Annotated in this window: 19 protein-coding genes and 1 tRNA gene; 15 read left to right on the plus strand and 5 right to left on the minus strand. The window is 37.2% G+C overall.

Annotated features, from left to right (window positions below; genetic code table 11):
* Nucleotides 1-6 precede the first annotated feature (6 nt).
* From ACY2RU_RS09105 to ACY2RU_RS09140, 8 genes are all read left to right on the plus strand, one after another.
* Nucleotides 7-720: a hypothetical protein gene (locus tag ACY2RU_RS09105; RefSeq protein WP_490138130.1), complete on the plus strand. Its 714-nt coding sequence runs from the start codon at nt 7-9 to the stop codon at nt 718-720.
* Between the two features lie 2 nt (nt 721-722).
* Nucleotides 723-1,250, plus strand: coding sequence for a uracil-DNA glycosylase family protein (locus tag ACY2RU_RS09110; protein WP_490138131.1), 528 nt, complete (start codon nt 723-725; stop codon nt 1,248-1,250).
* A 5-nt stretch (nt 1,251-1,255) separates the two neighbouring features.
* On the plus strand, nt 1,256-1,888 hold the full coding sequence (locus tag ACY2RU_RS09115) for a hypothetical protein (RefSeq protein ID WP_490138132.1): 633 nt from the start codon (nt 1,256-1,258) through the stop codon (nt 1,886-1,888).
* The gene (locus tag ACY2RU_RS09120) at nt 1,881-2,396 is read left to right on the plus strand and encodes a DUF1643 domain-containing protein (protein WP_490138133.1); all 516 of its coding nucleotides are present in this window, start codon (nt 1,881-1,883) and stop codon (nt 2,394-2,396) included. The genes ACY2RU_RS09115 and ACY2RU_RS09120 overlap by 8 nt, the downstream gene beginning before the upstream one ends.
* Nucleotides 2,396-5,407, plus strand: coding sequence for a type I restriction endonuclease subunit R (locus ACY2RU_RS09125; RefSeq protein WP_490138134.1), 3,012 nt, complete (start codon nt 2,396-2,398; stop codon nt 5,405-5,407). Before ACY2RU_RS09120 ends, ACY2RU_RS09125 begins: the two co-directional genes overlap by 1 nt.
* Nucleotides 5,408-5,454: 47 nt before the next feature.
* Complete coding sequence (locus ACY2RU_RS09130; RefSeq protein WP_490138135.1) at nt 5,455-5,556, plus strand: YgjP-like metallopeptidase domain-containing protein; 102 nt, start codon at nt 5,455-5,457, stop codon at nt 5,554-5,556.
* Between the two features lie 119 nt (nt 5,557-5,675).
* Nucleotides 5,676-6,764 carry a hypothetical protein gene (locus tag ACY2RU_RS09135; protein WP_490138136.1) on the plus strand — a complete coding sequence of 363 codons (1,089 nt, stop codon included), beginning with the start codon at nt 5,676-5,678 and terminating at the stop codon, nt 6,762-6,764.
* Nucleotides 6,765-6,811: 47 nt separating this feature from the next.
* Nucleotides 6,812-7,666, plus strand: a complete 855-nt coding sequence (locus ACY2RU_RS09140; RefSeq protein ID WP_490138137.1) for a hypothetical protein — start codon at nt 6,812-6,814, stop codon at nt 7,664-7,666.
* A gap of 371 nt (nt 7,667-8,037) precedes the next feature.
* On the opposite strand, the gene ACY2RU_RS09145 is transcribed toward ACY2RU_RS09140, so the two are convergent.
* Nucleotides 8,038-8,111: transfer RNA gene (locus ACY2RU_RS09145), tRNA-Pro, on the minus strand.
* 396 nt (nt 8,112-8,507) lie between these two features.
* Between ACY2RU_RS09145 and ACY2RU_RS09150 the strand changes: the two genes are divergently transcribed.
* Nucleotides 8,508-8,936 carry a hypothetical protein gene (locus tag ACY2RU_RS09150; RefSeq protein ID WP_490138138.1) on the plus strand — a complete coding sequence of 143 codons (429 nt, stop codon included), beginning with the start codon at nt 8,508-8,510 and terminating at the stop codon, nt 8,934-8,936.
* A gap of 95 nt (nt 8,937-9,031) precedes the next feature.
* Here ACY2RU_RS09150 and ACY2RU_RS09155 read toward each other — a convergent pair whose 3' ends face one another.
* Genes ACY2RU_RS09155 through ACY2RU_RS09165 form a run of 3 tightly spaced genes read right to left on the minus strand, consistent with a single transcriptional unit; the run spans nt 9,032 to nt 12,521 of the window.
* The gene (locus ACY2RU_RS09155; protein WP_490138139.1) at nt 9,032-10,573 is read right to left on the minus strand and encodes an acyl-CoA carboxylase subunit beta; all 1,542 of its coding nucleotides are present in this window, start codon (nt 10,571-10,573) and stop codon (nt 9,032-9,034) included.
* A 14-nt stretch (nt 10,574-10,587) separates the two neighbouring features.
* Nucleotides 10,588-12,030, minus strand: coding sequence for an acetyl-CoA carboxylase biotin carboxylase subunit (gene accC / locus ACY2RU_RS09160; protein WP_490138284.1), 1,443 nt, complete (start codon nt 12,028-12,030; stop codon nt 10,588-10,590).
* Nucleotides 12,031-12,035: 5 nt separating this feature from the next.
* Nucleotides 12,036-12,521, minus strand: a complete 486-nt coding sequence (locus ACY2RU_RS09165) for a biotin/lipoyl-containing protein (protein WP_490138140.1) — start codon at nt 12,519-12,521, stop codon at nt 12,036-12,038.
* A 235-nt stretch (nt 12,522-12,756) separates the two neighbouring features.
* On the opposite strand from ACY2RU_RS09165, the gene ACY2RU_RS09170 reads away from it, so the two are divergent.
* Together ACY2RU_RS09170 and ACY2RU_RS09175 are read left to right on the plus strand one after the other, a co-directional pair.
* Entirely contained in the window at nt 12,757-13,875 is a 1,119-nt protein-coding gene (locus ACY2RU_RS09170; RefSeq protein WP_490138141.1) for a PQQ-dependent sugar dehydrogenase, read from the plus strand.
* 27 nt (nt 13,876-13,902) lie between these two features.
* Nucleotides 13,903-14,364, plus strand: coding sequence for a c-type cytochrome (locus ACY2RU_RS09175; protein WP_490138142.1), 462 nt, complete (start codon nt 13,903-13,905; stop codon nt 14,362-14,364).
* A gap of 33 nt (nt 14,365-14,397) precedes the next feature.
* On the opposite strand, the gene ACY2RU_RS09180 is transcribed toward ACY2RU_RS09175, so the two are convergent.
* Nucleotides 14,398-15,582 carry a YfaP family protein gene (locus ACY2RU_RS09180; RefSeq protein ID WP_490138143.1) on the minus strand — a complete coding sequence of 395 codons (1,185 nt, stop codon included), beginning with the start codon at nt 15,580-15,582 and terminating at the stop codon, nt 14,398-14,400.
* Between the two features lie 186 nt (nt 15,583-15,768).
* Between ACY2RU_RS09180 and udk the strand changes: the two genes are divergently transcribed.
* The 4 genes from udk to ACY2RU_RS09200 are packed head-to-tail and all read left to right on the plus strand — an operon-like array spanning nt 15,769 to nt 18,653.
* Nucleotides 15,769-16,377, plus strand: coding sequence for a uridine kinase (udk, locus tag ACY2RU_RS09185; protein ID WP_490138144.1), 609 nt, complete (start codon nt 15,769-15,771; stop codon nt 16,375-16,377).
* Nucleotides 16,377-16,718: an FtsB family cell division protein gene (locus ACY2RU_RS09190; RefSeq protein ID WP_490138145.1), complete on the plus strand. Its 342-nt coding sequence runs from the start codon at nt 16,377-16,379 to the stop codon at nt 16,716-16,718. Before udk ends, ACY2RU_RS09190 begins: the two co-directional genes overlap by 1 nt.
* On the plus strand, nt 16,711-18,078 hold the full coding sequence (locus ACY2RU_RS09195; RefSeq protein ID WP_490138146.1) for a methylmalonyl-CoA mutase subunit beta: 1,368 nt from the start codon (nt 16,711-16,713) through the stop codon (nt 18,076-18,078). The genes ACY2RU_RS09190 and ACY2RU_RS09195 overlap by 8 nt, the downstream gene beginning before the upstream one ends.
* Nucleotides 18,075-18,653, plus strand: coding sequence for a hypothetical protein (locus ACY2RU_RS09200; protein WP_490138147.1), 579 nt, complete (start codon nt 18,075-18,077; stop codon nt 18,651-18,653). Before ACY2RU_RS09195 ends, ACY2RU_RS09200 begins: the two co-directional genes overlap by 4 nt.
* The last annotated feature ends 4 nt before the right edge of the window (nt 18,654-18,657 follow it).

Consider the following 18,657-nt stretch of genomic DNA (forward strand, 5'->3'; position numbering starts at 1 on the left):
TAGATTATGGAATTTAAAGGAAGTGCTAAACATGTTTTAAAATTAATCGATAGCCCCAAATTTCTTACAACCATAAATAAAATTTTAACTCCATTCGATGCGGTTTTAAAGAACAATAAAACAATACAACCTAAAGGTAAAATTGATTATTCGGAATACGCATTGCAACATTATATTAACAAACATAAACTTGCCAATACATTCCCTAATCTTGCTATTTTTAATTTCAATTCATGGTGGAACCCTCGTGGTGGTAAAGCTCCAACATGGGATATGATATCTTTGTGCAAACTAAATGGAAAAGACGCCCTTTTGTTGGTTGAAGCCAAGGCTCATGTCAGCGAATTTAAGACTAATAGAAAACGAGTAGTAGCTAATCCAACTGCTGGGTCAATCGAGAACCTTACCAATATCGAAAATAGAATCAAAGAAGCTTGTGATGATTTAAACTGTATTAACAATGGTTTTAATATTTCAATAAATACACATTATCAGTTAAGTAATCGACTTGCATTTTCTTGGAAATTAAATCAACTTAATATTCCAGTAGTATTACTTTATATTGGTTTTACGGGAGACAATCATTTTAATGATTGTTTTACTGATAATAGCCATTGGGAACAACAACTTAAGATTTACTTGCAAGATGTAGTACCGTTTAGTTTTTTAAATTCAACATCCTCAGATTTTTTATTCATCCATTCATCAATACCAATATAGTTATGAATAACAAAATGAACTTAAAAGAGTTTTTACACCCAAAAATGGATTTGTTATTTGTGGCTTTAAATGCACCCAAAAATTCGAATAGAAATGCACATTGGTTTTCGAACAACTTGTCTTTTTGGAATCTCTTGCATCGAACGGAAATTATTACCCGACCAATTTTTGATAAACTTGAAGGAGATGTGAAAATCTTTGGAGATAATACCATTAACTATAAAAATTGGAAAATAGGTGTTACTGACCTCAACCGAAGAGACGTTGAAACAAATAGTAATAATGTGATTGTACAGCCAAATGACGTTCATAGGGTGCTTTATCTAATTAAATCCAATAAAGTACGTAAAGTATGTTTAATGCATAGTCACGTGGGCAAAGCGTTCCGAGATTATGCTCATGAGGTAAGGTTTAATACAAATCGATATGGTGAAATAGGTAGGATGAATAAAACTAAAATTTTTGAAGTGCCGTTTCACTCAGCGATGGTAAAAAATAAGGAACTATATTATAAATTGTTACTGGATTAATATTAATGGAACATTTAGTTAAAAGGGTAAAAAATATAATTGGTATTTGTTGGGAGAGTTTCTCGGCAAAGGTGGGATGTGGATTAATTGGAGTTAACAAAGAAGCCTCGATGCAACTTCAGTTTGCTTATATTTTAAAGAATACTATTGATTTAGCTGTATATCATGAAGATGAAATAGTATCTATTGAATTAGAAACGGGGATAAAGATTGATGGAAGATTACGGGCTTGTGATATTGTTGTTCATATTCGTAAAGGCGAGGAAGAAAGGTTTTTACCCATCGAAGTGAAATGTTACAAAACCAAGACCTCCACTGGAAAATTGAGAGGAGCACAAGATATATTTAAGTTGGGGGTTTATGAAGACCTTTTGTTATTAGAGTCATATAGAAACGAAACCATGTTATCTGGAATTCAATTAACGATGACAGATAGTAGAAATTTCGTGTGGCCAAAAAGTAAAGATGCGAAGAGTTGGGATTATGATATTTCCCATGGTGCTAAAATTGAAAATGGTATTGATTTAACCACCCCAATTGGAGGCAAACCAGTAAACATTAGTTTAGTTGGCACTTATCATTTTAATTGGGTTGAGGTGGGTGAATTTTATTTTTTAAAACTAGAAAATCATGGATAATTGGGTTTTTAAACATAATGTAGATGATTCAGTAAGATACACTTTGGGTAATCTTGGTGAGAATAATTTGATATGCATAGGAATCAACCCAAGTACAGCAACGCCAGAAAATTTAGACAAAACGGTTAAAGGCGTTCGTGAAATAGCCAGGCTAAATGGTTATGACGGATGGTTGATGTTAAATGTATATCCCCAAAGAGATAGGAATCCAGAAAATATTCATTGCGAAGAGGAACGTGAAATAATCGAACTTAATCAAAATGCCATACGAGAAATATTATCCAAACATAAGTTTAAAACCGTATGGGCAGCCTGGGGAGTAGAAATAGACCGTAGGCCATATCTGTACAATTGTTTAAAGGGATTGGTACAATGCTTTGATGACAAGTACAGATGGATAAATTATGGCAATCTAACAAAGTATGGTCATCCACGTCATCCATCAAGAATGTCATATTCTGAAAAGTTCTCTACATTTGATATTAAGCAATATATTAAAAAGCGATAATGGCAAAAGGAATACATACCGAACTTACGTTTGAAGCTGCAATTGAAACTTCTCTACTAGAAGATGGGGGTTATATAAAAGGTTATTCAGAAGACTATAATCCAGAGTTAGGGCTCTTCTCTAAATATATTATCGGTTTTATTCAAGAATCACAACCCAAGGAGTGGGATAAGATTGAAAATATTCATAAAGGTGAAGTTGAGAACAAGGTAATTAACCGACTACTTCGTGAGTTAGATTTAAGAGGGACTCTGGATGTACTCCGTAATGGTTTTACTGACTATGGTGTTAAATTCAAAATGGCCTTTTTTAGACCAGAAAGTACCTTGAACCCAGATGCTGAGGTTTTATACCAAAAGAATCATTTATCCGTCACCAGACAGCTTTATTATGAGCGTGAAGGGAAGAACTCATTGGATATGGTATTAAGCCTTAATGGACTTCCCATAGCCACTATTGAGCTGAAAAATCAGTTCTCTGGTCAGAATGTATCGAATGCGAAGAAACAGTACGTATATTACCGAGAACCAAGCGAACCTATTTTTCATTTTAAGAAGCGTTCTTTGGTTCACTTTGCCGTAGATACTGATGAAGCATTCATGACTACACGCTTGGCTGGAAAGAATACCAGATATCTGCCTTTTAACCTGGGATATCAAAATGGAGCGGGTAATCCTCCAAATAAAGATGGATACCGAACGGCTTACCTCTGGAAATACGTCTGGACCAAAGACAGTTTAATGGATATTGTTGGGAAATTCCTTCACCTTAACGTAGAAGAATATCAAATTAGTGGAATTAAAAAGAAAAAGGAAACCATGATATTCCCACGGTATCATCAAATGGATGTCGTGAGAAAATTAACTGCCGATTCCCGCTTAAAAGGTGCTGGTGTCAATTACCTAGTTCAGCATTCGGCTGGTTCTGGGAAGTCAAATAGTATTGCATGGCTATCTTATAGATTGTCTAGTTTACATGATAACTTGAATAAGAGGGTATTCGATTCTGTAATTGTTATTACCGACAGACGAGTCTTGGATAACCAGTTACAGAACACCATCTACCAGTTCGAACATAAAGATGGTGTGGTAGTAAAAATAGATAAGGATTCCCAACAGTTGGCTGATGCCATTGCTGCGGGTTCAAATATCATCATTACCACTTTGCAGAAGTTTCCATTTGTATTGGACAAAATTGGTGAAATACCAAATAGAAAATATGCAGTTATAATTGATGAAGCTCATTCCTCTCAAGGAGGTGAGGCAACTAAAAAGATGAAGGAAGTATTATCAGCCAAATCTCTGGAAGAAGCTGAAAAAGAAGAAGTTTATTCTGGTTTAGATGAAGACGCGGAGGATGAAATAAGAAAATCGATGGAAGCTAGAGGAAAACAAGATAACCTCAGCTTTTTTGCATTTACCGCAACTCCAAAACCCAAAACAGTGGAGGTGTTTGGAACTCCAGACTCTTCTGGAAAGCCAAAACCTTTTCATTTGTATTCAATGAAACAAGCCATCGAAGAAGGGTTCATCCTTGATGTGCTAAAAAATTATACTACTTATAAAACTTACTTTAAATTATCTAAACAAATTGAAGAGGACCCTAACGTAAATAAAAAACAAGCGGCAAGGGCAATAGGAAGATTCTTGTCATTACACCCACATAATCTTGCCCAGAAAACCGAAGTCATTATAGAGCATTTTAGACTAGTTGTGTCTAAGAAGATTGGTGGTAAAGCCAAGGCAATGGTGGTGACAAGCTCAAGATTACACGCTGTTAGGTATAAAGAAGAATTTGATAAATATATAGAAAGTAAAGGCTATACCGATGTAAAAACTTTGGTGGCCTTTTCTGGAAAGGTAATTTATAATGGTCACTTAGAAGGTGTGACAGAAGTAGAATTAAACGGATTCAAGGAAAAAGAACTTCCTAAGAAATTTTCCACAGATGAATATCAAATCCTATTGGTGGCGGATAAATACCAAACTGGATTTGACCAGCCTTTGCTACATACCATGTATGTTGACAAGAAATTATCTGGAGTAAGATGTGTGCAAACTCTTTCAAGGTTGAACAGAATGCATGCGGGTAAGGAAGATACGTTCGTCCTTGACTTTGCAAATGACACAGAGGATATTCTTAATTCCTTCCAACCATATTACGAATTAACGACAGTCGAAGAAACTACTGACCCTAATCATTTGTATGATTTGAAAGGCGAAATTGAAAAGGCACATGTCATTTGGGATACTGAAGTTGATTCTTTTTGCAATGTGTTTTTTAAATCGGCTAAGTCGTTATCGGTTAAAGAACAAGGCAAGCTGAATGCATATATTGACCCAGCAGTTGAAAGATACAAGCAATTACCAGAAGAGAGTTCAAAAGAGGATGTAATGGGAACTGAGATAACTCAAGAAGATTTTAAGAATGCTCTTCAATCCTTTACCAGGCTTTATTCATTTTTAACCCAAATTATGCCCTTCACAGATGTGGATTTGGAGAAATTATTCACATACAGTAGATTCTTATTAAAAAAATTACCCCGCAAGAATCAAGCAGATAGATTTAAGTTAGGAGATGAGGTTTCTTTGGAATATTATAGACTTCAAAAAATAGCAGAACACAACATAGCTTTGGAAGACCAAGGAGAATATGGACTGGATGGTAGCATAGCTTCTGGTATTCGAGGTACGAAAGAGGAAAAAGTAGCTTTATCTGAAATCATTGAGGTATTAAACAAACGCTTTGCGACTGAATTTAATGATGCTGACAAGCTTTTCTTCGACCAGATTGAAGCTGAGTTGGTGGCAGACGAAAAACTCTCTGAACAAGCTAAAAACAACTCCATGGCCAACTTTAAGTTTGGTTTTGACGATGTCTTTATGGATAAACTTATTGGCCGAATGGACCAGAACCAAGATATCTTCACAAAAATGATGGACGACAAAGATTTTGGTAATTTAGTAAGGGAATATATGCTTAAGAAAGTTTTTAACCGATTGAATAAGTAGTATGACAATAGGACTTTCAATTGAAGAAGAAATAATGTGAGTTTATAATGGTGCATGAGTGGGTTCACCTTCATGAACGGAATCACAACGACCGCTTCATTGGGTTAATGGACCAGTTTATGCCAAAACGGAGGCTCCACCGAGATTAATTGAACAGCCTACCAATCGTACATAATGATTGGGGGTATTGAATTTTTAAAATTCGGTGGTATTAATAAAATTGTGAGTAAAAGGATAACTCAACTGATAATAAATTAAAACTGAAAAAATGAGACTTCTAATGATTCTTTTCTTATCAATTCTGACTAGCTGTCAATCAGACACATCACGAGTACCTTTAGTCAAAGAAATTCCAGAGCGTAGCTATGCGGGAAATGTTAAGACCATTGTCGAGTTTCACTGTGAAAGATATTGGACAAATGAAACTCCAATGAAAATTGACAAACAAAGTTGTAAGATTTATGAAATCTCTGAATTCAATCGGGAAGAAGTTTTAATTAAACAAAGGACATGGTATGATTTAGACTATCCAAATGACCCTGGGTTTATTGAAACCGTGAAGATTAATGACTCTGGTCAAGTCATTGAAAAAAATTCTAAACAATTTGATGGAATCGATTTTAATGTAAGAAGAAACTATTCATACAACCCTTCTGGTTTCAAAACAGAAGAGATAGTATATAGAAAAGGTGAATTCTCTAACAGAGAAGAGACTATATACGATGAATATAATTGTCCTATTAAAGAAATTTCTTATGGTGAGAATAATAAAATGAGGCACTATTATAGCAATGAGTTTGATAACAAAAATCGGGAGGTAATAACCCAAAAATTTGACAGTGATAGTAGCTTAGTTTTCAAATCGGTCAAAGAATATGAAGGAGATAGTAAATCTTGGGTAGTGAGAAATACATATAATGCTGAAGGTGAATTAACTGAAACAAAAGATAAAAGAGACTCCTATAAGACAAATAAAGTTGACTATTTGTATACATCAAGTTTGCCAAACGAAGATTTTAAGGATATTGAGTATTATCCAAATGGGAAAATCAAAACATGGCATTTCAAAAATCAATATAACAATGATGTTTATCAAACTTATGACGAAAGTGGTAGACTCATTGAACGAAAAATATATAAAAATGATGAATGGTTAGAGTCTTTTACCTGGAAATACCGAGAAGATGATGTAATACTGGAAGAGAGTAATAGCAAATCTACAATTGTCGGTATGGCATATTACAAAAAAACGACTCATTACAGAATTGACGTAAAAGGCAATTGGATTGAGAAATATTCTATTGATAGTGAAGGAAATGTTACAGAACTTGTCGTTCGGGAAATTGATTACTACTAATTTTCTATTCTTAATCGTTAAACAAATAAATATAAAATCGTGTGACTATGGATAAGCATTTAAAAACTTTCTTTTGGATTGCGCTGGGACTTCTGGTAATAACTATATTATATCCAATTGTTCTATATTGTTTTTTTGGAGATTGGACAGAGAGTGGAACATTTGGTGATTCGTTTGGAGCATTAAATGCACTTTTTTCGGGCCTTGCATTTACTGGGGTAATTGTAACCATCTTAATACAGAAGAATGAACTGCGTCTTCAACGACAAGAACTCACCTTGCAAAGAGGTGAAATGGCTCAAACAAGAGAAGAATTCTTGCTGAACAGAACTACGAATATTGTATATCAACAACTAGAAAGGTTTGAAAGGGCATTGGCTGGATTTGAAATAATTTACAACGGTGACTCCTATAAAGGAGATAATGCCTTATTTATACTTGATGAGCATCGTACTCAAAATCCCACATATGACCACACATTGTCCGAAGCAGATAATCTAGAGAAGAAAAAGGTTGCCTTAAGCGAAATGGCAAAAGTTCACAACGAAAATGAGCAATCCATCGAAATGCTTGCACATGCACTGTATAATTCGATTACTGCTTTACAAGGCTTATTTTATAAGTCTAACCTTTCACCAGACATAATTAATGACCTTAGAAATACTTTTTTCGACAATATTGGATGGATAAATATGGGGGTGATTAAAAATATTTATAAAGTTCAAAAAGAGCAAATTGATGTTTTTGAAACCAAAGATTATTTGAGATTTAATTTAGGTGTAGGAGTTATGATGCATACTAATATTTTTATCGAACCAATTATAGAGTTCTGTGACACGAAAATCGCCAATGAGAATTTCAATGAATTGAGTGCTAAATGGCTTAAAGACCATGCCAGATAAATACTTTTTTATCTATCTGACTGTTTTACTTTGTGTTGCATTTTATAATTTAATATCCTATTTTTTTGTGGGAGAGGGTAAACCCAATCTTCTCCTAGCATCCTTGAGGCTCTCTATCAATAAGGGGATAGGTTAAAATGTTCTAATAAGTCTCAAATCGAGAAGAAATGGAATAATATTATACCAAGTTAGGACTCGGAATGACCACTGGAGCGAAACCAAAAAAGAAAGAGTAGTTTCACTAATTTCATAAAAACTAAAAATTAAGCAAAAATCAGTGCTAGAAAGGCCAAAATCCTTCTTTAGTGTTCCAATTGTGTTCCTTAAAAAATAAAAAGACTTAACTATCAAATAGTTAAGTCTTAATTTAGTCGGGATGACAGGATTTGAACCTGCGACCACTTGACCCCCAGCCAAGTACGCTACCGGACTGCGCTACATCCCGAATTTTAATTTTGTCAAGATATCATTACTAGCTCGACTCTTTATCTGGTACCTATCTATGTTACTCTACACGATATGCGAAAATAAGAATTTAATGGCATCCAACATATTACAATATTGTTTAAAATTAAGATTGAAATAACCTTTTTAACTTTATATAAACTTTAACTGCGAACAATGAAAAAGAAAGTACATTTAAATGACAAAATGAGTAACACGGATTGAAACCATATAAATTCATCTCTAGAGCCAAAATTCATCAATAAAATTATAATTTAAGTAACACTAATTTGTAACTTTCAGAAGTCATAAAAATTGAAACGCCGTTTAACCTAGTGAGAAACATTTGAAATGTAACGAGTTTATAAATCGATTCATCTATTAAATCATTCGAATTATGATATTAAAGATAATTGCAATTGGAATACTGTCCACCTTAGCTATGACTGCTTTTAGTTATGCGCTTTCAATACTTACCAAAAATAAGTTTGAAGAACCTCAATTATTAAATGAACTCATAGGCAGATTACCCAAAGTTCATATTACGCTACCGCGAGAGCATGTTCTTGGATGGCTACTTCATGTTTTAGTCGGAATTTTTTTTGTCGGAATATACGCTGTATTATATCACTATAATATTGTGACCCGTTCTATTCTTTCGGGCGGTATATATGGATTTGCCGCGGGACTCTTTGGAGTTCTTATTTGGGCGATTAATTTATCTATTCATCCCAATCCTCCCGTATTAAACAGGCTTGCCTTTTATCTACAATTGGTACCAGCCCACGTTATTTTTGGTATCACCATGATCTTACTTTATTGGTAGAAAAACCAAAGTACTGAAGACTGAAATACAGAACTTTTAGCATAGCCTATCATCTCCGATAAGGCCTTTAGATTTCTATAATCCGTAAAAAGATACTACAAGGGAATATTCCCATGCTTGCGTTTTGGCGAATCAACATGTTTCGTCTCTAACATGGCAAAGGCTTTCAACAGTTTTCGTCGTGTTTCCTTCGGAAGGATAACCTCATCAATAAAACCACGCTGTGCCGCTTTAAAAGGATTTGCAAATTTTTCGGCGTATTCTGCTTCTTTTTCTGAAAGTTTTAAATCCGGATTTTCAGCAGCAGCAATTTCTTTTCTGAAAATGATCTCACTCGCTCCCTTCGCTCCCATTACAGCAATCTCGGCTGTTGGCCATGCAAAGTTCATGTCTGCGCCAATATGTTTACTATTCATCACATCGTATGCACCACCATACGCTTTACGGGTAATTACTGTAACTCTCGGAACAGTGGTCTCACTTAACGCGTACAGCAATTTTGCGCCGTTTAATATAATTCCATTCCATTCTTGATCGGTTCCTGGTAAAAATCCAGGAACATCCACTAAAACCAATAAAGGAATATTAAAACAATCGCAGAAGCGCGTAAAACGTGCTGCCTTTATAGAACTTTTTACATCTAAAACACCTGCCAAAATCATAGGTTGATTAGCAACAATACCGATACTTCTACCTCCCAAGCGTGCAAAACCTACAATAATATTATCTGCATAGTCTTTATGTACTTCAAAAAAAGAATCTTTATCTATGATCCTCTTGATCACCTCATGCATATCGTAAGGCTTATTTGATGAATCGGGTACAATGGTTTCTAGCTCTTCCCGTATTTCATCACCTAATTCATAAGGCAAAGTTTCTGGAGTTGTCTTATTATTTTGCGGAAGATAGCTCAGTAATTGTTTGATCTGTTTTAAACAAACAATATCACTGCTTGCCGTAAAGTGAGTTACACCACTTTTGGTTGCGTGTGTTCTGGCACCACCTAATTCTTCGGAAGTAACCGTTTCATTCGTAACCGTTTTTACCACATTAGGCCCCGTCACAAACATATAACTACTATCCTGTACCATCAGCGTAAAATCGGTCATGGCAGGCGAATATACCGCTCCTCCAGCGCAAGGTCCCATGATCGCGGAGATCTGCGGAATGACCCCCGAAGCCTGCACATTTCGGTAAAAAATATCTGCATATCCTCCCAAAGAACGTACGCCTTCTTGAATTCTCGCTCCCCCCGAATCATTCAGACCAATGAGCGGCGCACCTACCCTGAGGGCGTGATCCATCACTTTACAGATCTTTTCTGCATGCGTCTCCGAAAGCGCACCTCCAAAAACCGTAAAATCCTGCGCAAACACATAGACCAGTCGGCCATCTATAGTTCCATATCCTGTTACTACGCCATCTCCGTAATAGATTTCCTTATCCATTGCAAAGTCTGTAGTACGATGGGTCACCAAAATTCCCATCTCTTCAAAAGATCCATCATCTAACAAATACTGAACCCGTTCTCTTGCGGTTAGCTTCTTTTTATTGTGTTGTTTCTGAATGCGCTTTAATCCGCCACCCAAATGGGCTTCAGCAATTTTTTCCTGTAATTTTTTAATATTCTTACTCATAACTGCATTACAAATTATTTATTGGGAAGACGTACTAATTTCATGTCCTTAAAATAGGCTTGCAACGCAATTTTTGCTGCAATTTCAGCTTCCGCTCTTAATAAAGCTTCCATTTTTTCTTCGGAATAATACATTTTTACAAAATGCGTATTAAAATTTCCGCTTCGAAAGGCCTCGTGTTCAAAAACAAACCTTCCGAAGGGCAAGGTCGTACTCACCCCTTCTACTTCAAACAGCGAAATAGCATCGAGCATGTATTGTATTGCTTCATTTCTGGTTTTTCCGAAGGTAATCAGTTTAGAAAGCATTGGGTCGTACTGAATAGGAACTTCCATTCCTTCTTCATATCCGTCATCTACACGAATATGTACTCCTGACGGCGGACGATAGACATCTAATGTACCTACACTAGGCATAAAGTTATTCAGGGAGTCTTCTGCATAGATTCTAAGTTCCATAGCATGTCCCTTGATTTTTAGATCCTCTTGTTTAAAAGAAAGACGTTCTCCATTTGCCACCAGAATTTGTTGCTCAACCAGGTCGATCCCAGTTATTAATTCGGTTACGGGATGTTCTACCTGAAGGCGGGTATTCATTTCCAGAAAATAAAAATTTAGATTTTCATCCAATAAAAATTCTACGGTACCTGTCCCTACATAATCACAGGCTTTTGCCACTTTCACAGCCGCCTCGCCCATTTCTGTTCTTAGTTTTGGTGTAAGAACCGAAGAAGGCGCTTCTTCTACTACCTTTTGGTGTCTTCGTTGAATACTGCATTCCCGTTCAAAAAGGTGAACAATATTTCCATGTGTATCGGCCAGTACTTGTATTTCAATATGGCGCGGAGATTTTACATATTTTTCAATAAAAACAGAGCCATCTCCAAAAGCATTTTCAGCCTCACTGATAGCGCGTTTCATTTGTTCTTTTACTTCTGAAGGGTTTTCTACAATACGCATTCCTTTACCGCCACCACCTGCAGAAGCTTTGATAAGAATGGGGAAACCGATCTCTTTGGCTATCTCTGAAGCCTTTTCAACATCTGTTACGGCTTCATCGATTCCCGGAACCATAGGAATACCATAGCCTTTTACTGCATCTTTAGCGGCCAGTTTACTTCCCATTATTCGAATAGCGTGAGATTTTGGTCCGATAAAGATCATGCCACTATCTTCTACTTTTTCAGCAAATTCGGCGTTTTCACTTAGAAATCCGTATCCTGGATGAATAGCATCCACATTCAATTTTAATGCAACTTCGATAATATGTTCGCCACGTAAATAGGATTCATTGGAAGGTGGCGGCCCAATTAAAACGGCTTCATCTGCAAATCGCACATGAAGTGCATTCCTATCTGCTTCAGAATAAACCGCTACAGTTTTAATGCCCATATTACGGGCAGTCTTCATAACCCGCAATGCTATTTCTCCTCTATTTGCTATGAGTATTTTCTTTATCATCATTAGGATTCAAATTCAATTAACAAATCTCCTTTATCTACTGTGTTACCTTTTGAAATATGAAGTGCTTTTATAATACCATCACGCGGAGACATCAATGCGTTCTCCATTTTCATGGCTTCCAGTACACAAACCGACGCTCCTTTTTTCACTTCTTGTCCTTCAGCAACACTCACTTCTATGATCAACCCTGGCATGGGTGCATGAATTTCATTAGCAACCGTGTTTTCTCCCACCGCAAGTCCCATTTCAGCGATTAAGGCATCTAATTCATTTTCAATACGAACGTGATAGCGATTGCCATTTACTTTAACCGTATATTTTCTGTTTAAAAAATCGGTATCAGTAATTTCTGCTGATATCGAAACTCCTTTTTCAATTATATGAAGTTTATTTTTGGAAGCGATCAAATCGAACTGCTCTAATTGATCTTTAGACATCTTAAAAGAATGGAGATCATCTACAATTACAGTAAACATTGGTTTCATAAAGATTAATTTTTGATAAAGGTAAGGTTTGTGCTTTTATACAGCAAAGGCGCTAAAACGATTTTTAAAACCAAATGCACTATTTCTAATATATAGAAAAGGTCAAAGAAGCGAAAACTATTTTTTTTGAAGAGACCTACTTGCGGTAACCCCTTAAAGACTTTGGCAATTCCTAGCAACAAGGCTTTTACATTTCCGGCATTTTTTAGTATCTTTTCCTACCAATACTCTTGCTATGTTTAAATACAGTTTTCTTCTAATCACCCTCTATATTTTCACGGGCTGTCAACCACCAAAAAAGGAAAAAGACGTTGCCTTAAATACTAAACAAAGAACCTATGCCATTGAGTCTGTAATTGATGGTTTGAACAATCCTTGGGGTATGACCTGGTTGCCCAATGGAGCCATGCTTATTACTGAAAAAAGCGGTGAATTGATCTATTTTAAAGACGGAAAAAAAACAGAGGTAACCAATGTTCCTAAAGTTTATAACCGTGGTCAAGGTGGTTTATTAGACATTGAGTTGCATCCTAAATATGCTGAAAACGGTTGGATCTATATGACATACGCTTCTTCCGAAGGCGACGACAACGGTGGAAATACGGCGCTTATTCGCTGTAAACTCAAAGATGATATGTCGCTCGACAACATCGAAAAACTTTATAAAGCAACCCCAAACACTACTCGCGGGCAACATTTTGGCTCCCGTATCGAATTTGATAATGAAGGCTATCTCTACTTCTCCATTGGCGAACGTGGAGATCGAGATGTAAATCCACAAGACATTAATCGCGATGGCGGAAAAATTTACCGACTTCACGATGACGGAAGCATCCCTAAAGACAATCCCTTTGTGGGCAAAGATGGTTTAGACGCTATTTATACCTACGGAAATAGGAATCCTCAAGGTATGGCCCTTCACCCAACTACAGGTAAAATATGGATCCATGAACACGGTCCTAAAGGTGGAGACGAGATCAATATCGTTAAAAAAGGCGCCAATTATGGTTGGCCTGTGATCTCTTATGGCGTAAATTACAGCGGCACCAAGTTTACAGACGAAACCGAACGACCTGGGATGACACAACCTATCTATTACTGGGTCCCTTCTATCGCGCCCTGCGGAATGGCTTTTGTTACCGGGAATATCTATCCAGAATGGAAGGGAAAACTATTGGTGGGATCCCTAAAATTTAACTATGTTGAGCTGCTTACACTTAAAGGCGATAAGGTAACCGACCGACAAAAAATAGCCGAAGATGTTGGGCGGGTTCGAAATGTAAAGCTAAGTCCCGACGGTTATATTCATATCGCTATTGAAGGCCAGGGTATTGTTAAAATGGTACCCAATTAAAACTGAATCAAAAAAAAAATAACTTCTATGAAAATATTTTGGCTTCTTTGCCTTGCTGTAATCTTTGTATCCTGTAATACTTCCGAGGAAAAAAATAGTTCGAAACCCGACCTTCAAATAGGTAAAAACAGCAACTCAAAAGTTCTACAACAAACGGATTTAGAAAAAAGCATGGAACGCGGTGCGCTTGTCTACAAAGACTTTTGCAACCAATGTCACCGTCCAAAAGGCCAGGGTGTGGGTAAAAGCTTTCCGCCTTTGGCTGGTTCCAACTGGCTTACAGAAAAACGCGAAGAAAGTATTCGTGCCGTTAAATACGGACAAAAAGGAGAGATTGAAGTGAATGGGCAGGTCTATGATGGTGTTATGATGCCCATGGGGCTCAGTGATGAAGAAGTTGCTGATGTAATGAATTATGTGATGAATTCATGGGGAAATATCCAAACCGAGATGGTCACCGAAGAAGAAGTGAGCGCTGTTGAAAAGTAAAAGGCTTCGATCGAAACCGAAGCCTCATTTTATTTACTTCTTAGCAGGTCTATTCGCGCTTTTGTTGGTTTCAACAAACATCAATTCAGAGATTATTGGATTGGGTTGCTGAACCGTGAAATTGGTGATCGTGATGTATTCACCAGTACTAATCTGACCGTTAAAGATGCCAACCTGACCTAAAACATCGACACGAATTTGAAAGGTCGCCGGTGATGGTCCGCTATAATGATCAAGCGCCACCACATACTGCCCTTGAGGCGCTGTTCCTGTTAGCCAGAATATGTTTTCGGGTCCGAAGCCATCCACATCATCAACATCTAGTTCTCCGCCACTATCGGAAGATTCATTTGAGTATGAAATGGTTTCTCCAAAAGGATCGGTCACATACAGATCCAGATCGGATGTATTATTCCACGTAAGTGTCACCTGAATATCACCATACCCATACATCAAAGCGGCTTCCGTAGCATTGATGGTATCGGCATACGTATCTTGGTGATTGTTTCCTGCGTTGACCAACAAGCTAGAAATATCAATAACATATCCAATGCAGCTTCCTGCATCTCCCGTTACACACCCAATTGTATTGGCATACGTACTAAATCCCGCTGCAAAGGCGTCTGTAGGTGTGTCATTGGGATCTAAAGCACCAATAATAGCCAATAAAGTAGACCCACAACTTACGGCTGGTAAAACAAATGCCAGTCCGCCGGTTCCTGTTGCAAGCGCAAGACCTAACGCACAATTAAATACTCCTACCCCAATACCAGCCGCTTGTAAGGCCGTTCCTAAATCGTTAGGTTGACGAAACTGATCAAAATTATACCCTTCTAAAACAAGGTCTCTAAAAATATAGGATTCGCCACTAGGATCAATTACCGCCATATCCAGGGTGTTTCCATCGTAATTATCGAACAAAAAGGTGTGTTCTAGCATATAACCTCTTGTTGGAAGTCCGTTTTCAGCAAACTGAATCACCGCCTCCTCATCGCCGTTAAAATAAACGGCACTATCTACCAAATTTGTCTGTGCATTGGTATGTAATACTAAATGCTCTCCATCTTCGTGATTGATGATCAACGGAAATTCTGCATCGGCTGTCTCAACCATGGCAAATTCTAAAAATTCGTCTTCTTGATCTGACTCCTTATCAGAATCACATCCAACCAAACCCAATACAAAGGTCACTACCAATAAATAAGCTGTTTTTTTCATAATATCTTCTTTTATAATATGTTGATGTATAAAACTTAAAATAATCGACGCTGTGTAATTACAATGCAATATAGTTGCCTCAACATGTGGAATAAATACCCAATACTGGGGAATTTCAGAAAAGAATATAGTTGTCAATAGACGTAAAAATGACATAATTTTCTACCTTTGAACAAACCATAATTTATGCTCATTATTGGGATCGCAGGCGGTACAGGCAGCGGAAAAACAACAGTAGTACAACAAATTATTAGCCAACTTCCAAAGGATGAGGTATGCGTGATTTCACAAGATTCGTATTATAAGGACACGAGTCACCTCACTTATGAACAACGCATAGCGATCAATTTTGATCATCCCAACTCGATCGATTTTGCCCTTTTGGCTGAACATCTCGCGCTATTGCGTGACAACAAACCCGTTGAGCAACCTGTGTACTCGTTTGTAGATCACAACAGAACAAAAGAAACCGTAACCACTTATCCCAAAAAAGTGATCATTGTTGAAGGGATCTTAATTCTTACACACCCCGAGATCCGAGAACATTTTGATATAAAGATCTATGTGCATGCCGATAGTGACGAACGCTTGATACGCCGACTCAAACGCGACATTGCAGAACGCGGTAGAGACCTCGAAGAAGTCCTTACACGCTACCAAACGACACTAAAACCGATGCATCAACAGTTTATTGAACCCACCAAGGAGTTTGCTGATGTCATCATTCCTACCAATCGATATAACACGGTTGGAGTCGATCTAATTCGCTCCATTATTCATCAAAAACTAGGTTAATGGCAGCGAAATTTTCAGAAATAAAACAGCAAAAATGGTTCAAATTTATCAGCAATAAATACGTGCTGATCGTTCTGCTTTTTTTTGTGTGGATGTTTTTTTTCGATACCAATTCGTGGTTTATTCATAACGAACTAGATGGCGATATCGAAGCGCTCAAGGAGAATAAAGAATTTTATCAAAACGAAATTAAAAAAGACAAAGCCTTCATTGAAAAAATGCAGGATAGCAACGAACAAGAAAAGTTTGCGCGTGAAAAATACTATCTAAAACGCGAAAATGAAGACATTTTTATCATCGAACACGAGGATAGCTTAAAGCAAGAAAAAGATCATGAGTAAGCCTTTATTTACAGCCTTTGAACCCGTTTCTTCCAAAGCTTGGAAGCAGAAAATTCAATTTGATTTGAAGGGAGCCGACTATAATGAGACGCTCGTTTGGCAGTCGCTCGAGGGGATTAACGTAAAACCGTATTATCATCGCGATGATTTTTCGCAGCCGTTCAACGCAATCCCAGGACACCCAACCCATTGGGATATTGGTCAGCATATCTATATTGGCGATGAGAACATTACTAACAAATTAACACTTGATGTCTTAGATCGTGGTGCCGATGCCCTGATCTTTACTTCAGAAAAAGTCTTTGACCCTAAGGTTATTTTTGCTGGGGTTGACTTCGGAAATGTAACGATCTACTTTCAATGGCGCTTTCTCGACGCTTCGTTTGTCAAGACGCTTCGCTCCTTTTTCACTTCGGAAAATGCCCGCGTTTTCTATACTATCGACATTATCGGAAATCTAGCAGCCACCGGAAATTGGTATCACGATCTCAAAACAGATCACCAAATACTCGATACGCTCATTTCCGAAGCACCTTCAGAACAAATCATAAGCGTTGATACTACTCACTATCAAAATGCAGGCGCTAATATGGTACAGCAACTCGCATATGCCATGGCACATGCCAATGAGTATCTCAATCATTTTGATGGCAACAAAGACCTCAACATGAGCTTTCAAATTGCCTGTGGCAGTAACTATTTCTTTGAAATTGCCAAGATCAGAGCCCTTCGTAAATTGTATGCAGCTTTGGCCAAAGAATACAATTTTTCAGAAAGGTGTCATATTGTTGCTGTTCCTAGCAAACGAAATAAAACGATCTACGATTACAACATCAATATGTTGCGTACCACTACCGAATGTATGAGTGCCATTTTAGGCGGGGCAGATATGATCTATAATCTACCTTATGACGCGCTTTACCATAAGAGCAACGAGTTTGGCGAACGAATTTCCAGAAATCAACTATTAATTCTGAAAGCAGAGAGCTATTTTGATATGGTGAGCAATCCCGCCGATGGATCTTATTATATTGAAGCACTTACCAGCGAACTTGCCGAAAAAGCCTTGAGCCTCTTTAAAAATATTGAGGAAGGTGGCGGATTTCTAGCACAACTCAAAGAGGGAACGATTCAACGAAAGATCAAAGAATCTGCTCAAAAAGAACAAGCCTTATTCGACGATGAAAAGCTGATCTTACTAGGTACAAACCGACATATAAACCCAAAAGATCATATGAAAAACGATCTTGAATTGTATCCTTTTGTAAAAATGAAAGCGCGCAAAACGCTCGTCGCGCCTATTGTAGAAAGAAGACTCGCTGAACAAATTGAACAAAAACGTTTAGAAACCGAATCATGAAAAAAATCTTATTCCTTTTTAGCATGATCATCCTTATGGGATGCAAAGAAACGATCGACTTCAAATACACCGATCGAGATAAAGTGCTTAACTGCAAAGATGCAGATAACAAACTGATGCACGAGGCATTGTATAGTTTTCAGGATGACATTGGAAAAGCTACGCCTAATAATCGCTATAAGGAGGGCACTCCTCCGTACTACAAATTTGCCTATGCAAATTACATTTATAAGGGTGTGAATGAAGAAGCCAACTACCAAGAAATAGCCAGCCTACATTCTATTGCCATTGCCGATCTTTTACATGATGACCAGGATCTATGGGTAGGAAGCAAGCCCAATATAAAGCTCAATTATCAAAGCGATTATGTGCAATGCCTGATCGATAATTTTGACAATAAAGCCGTAAAACAGACTTTTCAAAATTTAAACGAAGCCAATTCGTTGTCATTGCGATTACTCGTAGACACTTTTATGCTTAATATAAAAGATACCGAAACCGATAAAGACTTTGCTCTATTTATTGCACTCGACACCTATTATCGGCCGTTGTTAAATCGTGATTTTTCTAAATAACCAT

This window comes from Ulvibacter sp. 2305UL32-6 (genome assembly GCF_058148545.1).

What these genes read in the sequence shown, in the direction of transcription:
- ACY2RU_RS09105 (WP_490138130.1), top strand. Translation starts at nt 7, where the DNA reads ATGGAATTTAAAGGAAGTGCTAAACATGTTTTAAAATTAATCGATAGC.
- ACY2RU_RS09110 (WP_490138131.1), top strand. Translation starts at nt 723, where the DNA reads ATGAATAACAAAATGAACTTAAAAGAGTTTTTACACCCAAAAATGGAT.
- ACY2RU_RS09115 (WP_490138132.1), top strand. Translation starts at nt 1,256, where the DNA reads ATGGAACATTTAGTTAAAAGGGTAAAAAATATAATTGGTATTTGTTGG.
- ACY2RU_RS09120 (WP_490138133.1), top strand. Translation starts at nt 1,881, where the DNA reads ATGGATAATTGGGTTTTTAAACATAATGTAGATGATTCAGTAAGATAC.
- ACY2RU_RS09125 (WP_490138134.1), top strand. Translation starts at nt 2,396, where the DNA reads ATGGCAAAAGGAATACATACCGAACTTACGTTTGAAGCTGCAATTGAA.
- ACY2RU_RS09130 (WP_490138135.1), top strand. Translation starts at nt 5,455, where the DNA reads ATGGTGCATGAGTGGGTTCACCTTCATGAACGGAATCACAACGACCGC.
- ACY2RU_RS09135 (WP_490138136.1), top strand. Translation starts at nt 5,676, where the DNA reads ATGAGACTTCTAATGATTCTTTTCTTATCAATTCTGACTAGCTGTCAA.
- ACY2RU_RS09140 (WP_490138137.1), top strand. Translation starts at nt 6,812, where the DNA reads ATGGATAAGCATTTAAAAACTTTCTTTTGGATTGCGCTGGGACTTCTG.
- ACY2RU_RS09150 (WP_490138138.1), top strand. Translation starts at nt 8,508, where the DNA reads ATGATATTAAAGATAATTGCAATTGGAATACTGTCCACCTTAGCTATG.
- ACY2RU_RS09155 (WP_490138139.1), bottom strand. Translation starts at nt 10,573, where the DNA reads ATGAGTAAGAATATTAAAAAATTACAGGAAAAAATTGCTGAAGCCCAT.
- ACY2RU_RS09165 (WP_490138140.1), bottom strand. Translation starts at nt 12,521, where the DNA reads ATGAAACCAATGTTTACTGTAATTGTAGATGATCTCCATTCTTTTAAG.
- ACY2RU_RS09170 (WP_490138141.1), top strand. Translation starts at nt 12,757, where the DNA reads ATGTTTAAATACAGTTTTCTTCTAATCACCCTCTATATTTTCACGGGC.
- ACY2RU_RS09175 (WP_490138142.1), top strand. Translation starts at nt 13,903, where the DNA reads ATGAAAATATTTTGGCTTCTTTGCCTTGCTGTAATCTTTGTATCCTGT.
- ACY2RU_RS09180 (WP_490138143.1), bottom strand. Translation starts at nt 15,582, where the DNA reads ATGAAAAAAACAGCTTATTTATTGGTAGTGACCTTTGTATTGGGTTTG.
- udk (WP_490138144.1), top strand. Translation starts at nt 15,769, where the DNA reads ATGCTCATTATTGGGATCGCAGGCGGTACAGGCAGCGGAAAAACAACA.
- ACY2RU_RS09190 (WP_490138145.1), top strand. Translation starts at nt 16,377, where the DNA reads ATGGCAGCGAAATTTTCAGAAATAAAACAGCAAAAATGGTTCAAATTT.
- ACY2RU_RS09195 (WP_490138146.1), top strand. Translation starts at nt 16,711, where the DNA reads ATGAGTAAGCCTTTATTTACAGCCTTTGAACCCGTTTCTTCCAAAGCT.
- ACY2RU_RS09200 (WP_490138147.1), top strand. Translation starts at nt 18,075, where the DNA reads ATGAAAAAAATCTTATTCCTTTTTAGCATGATCATCCTTATGGGATGC.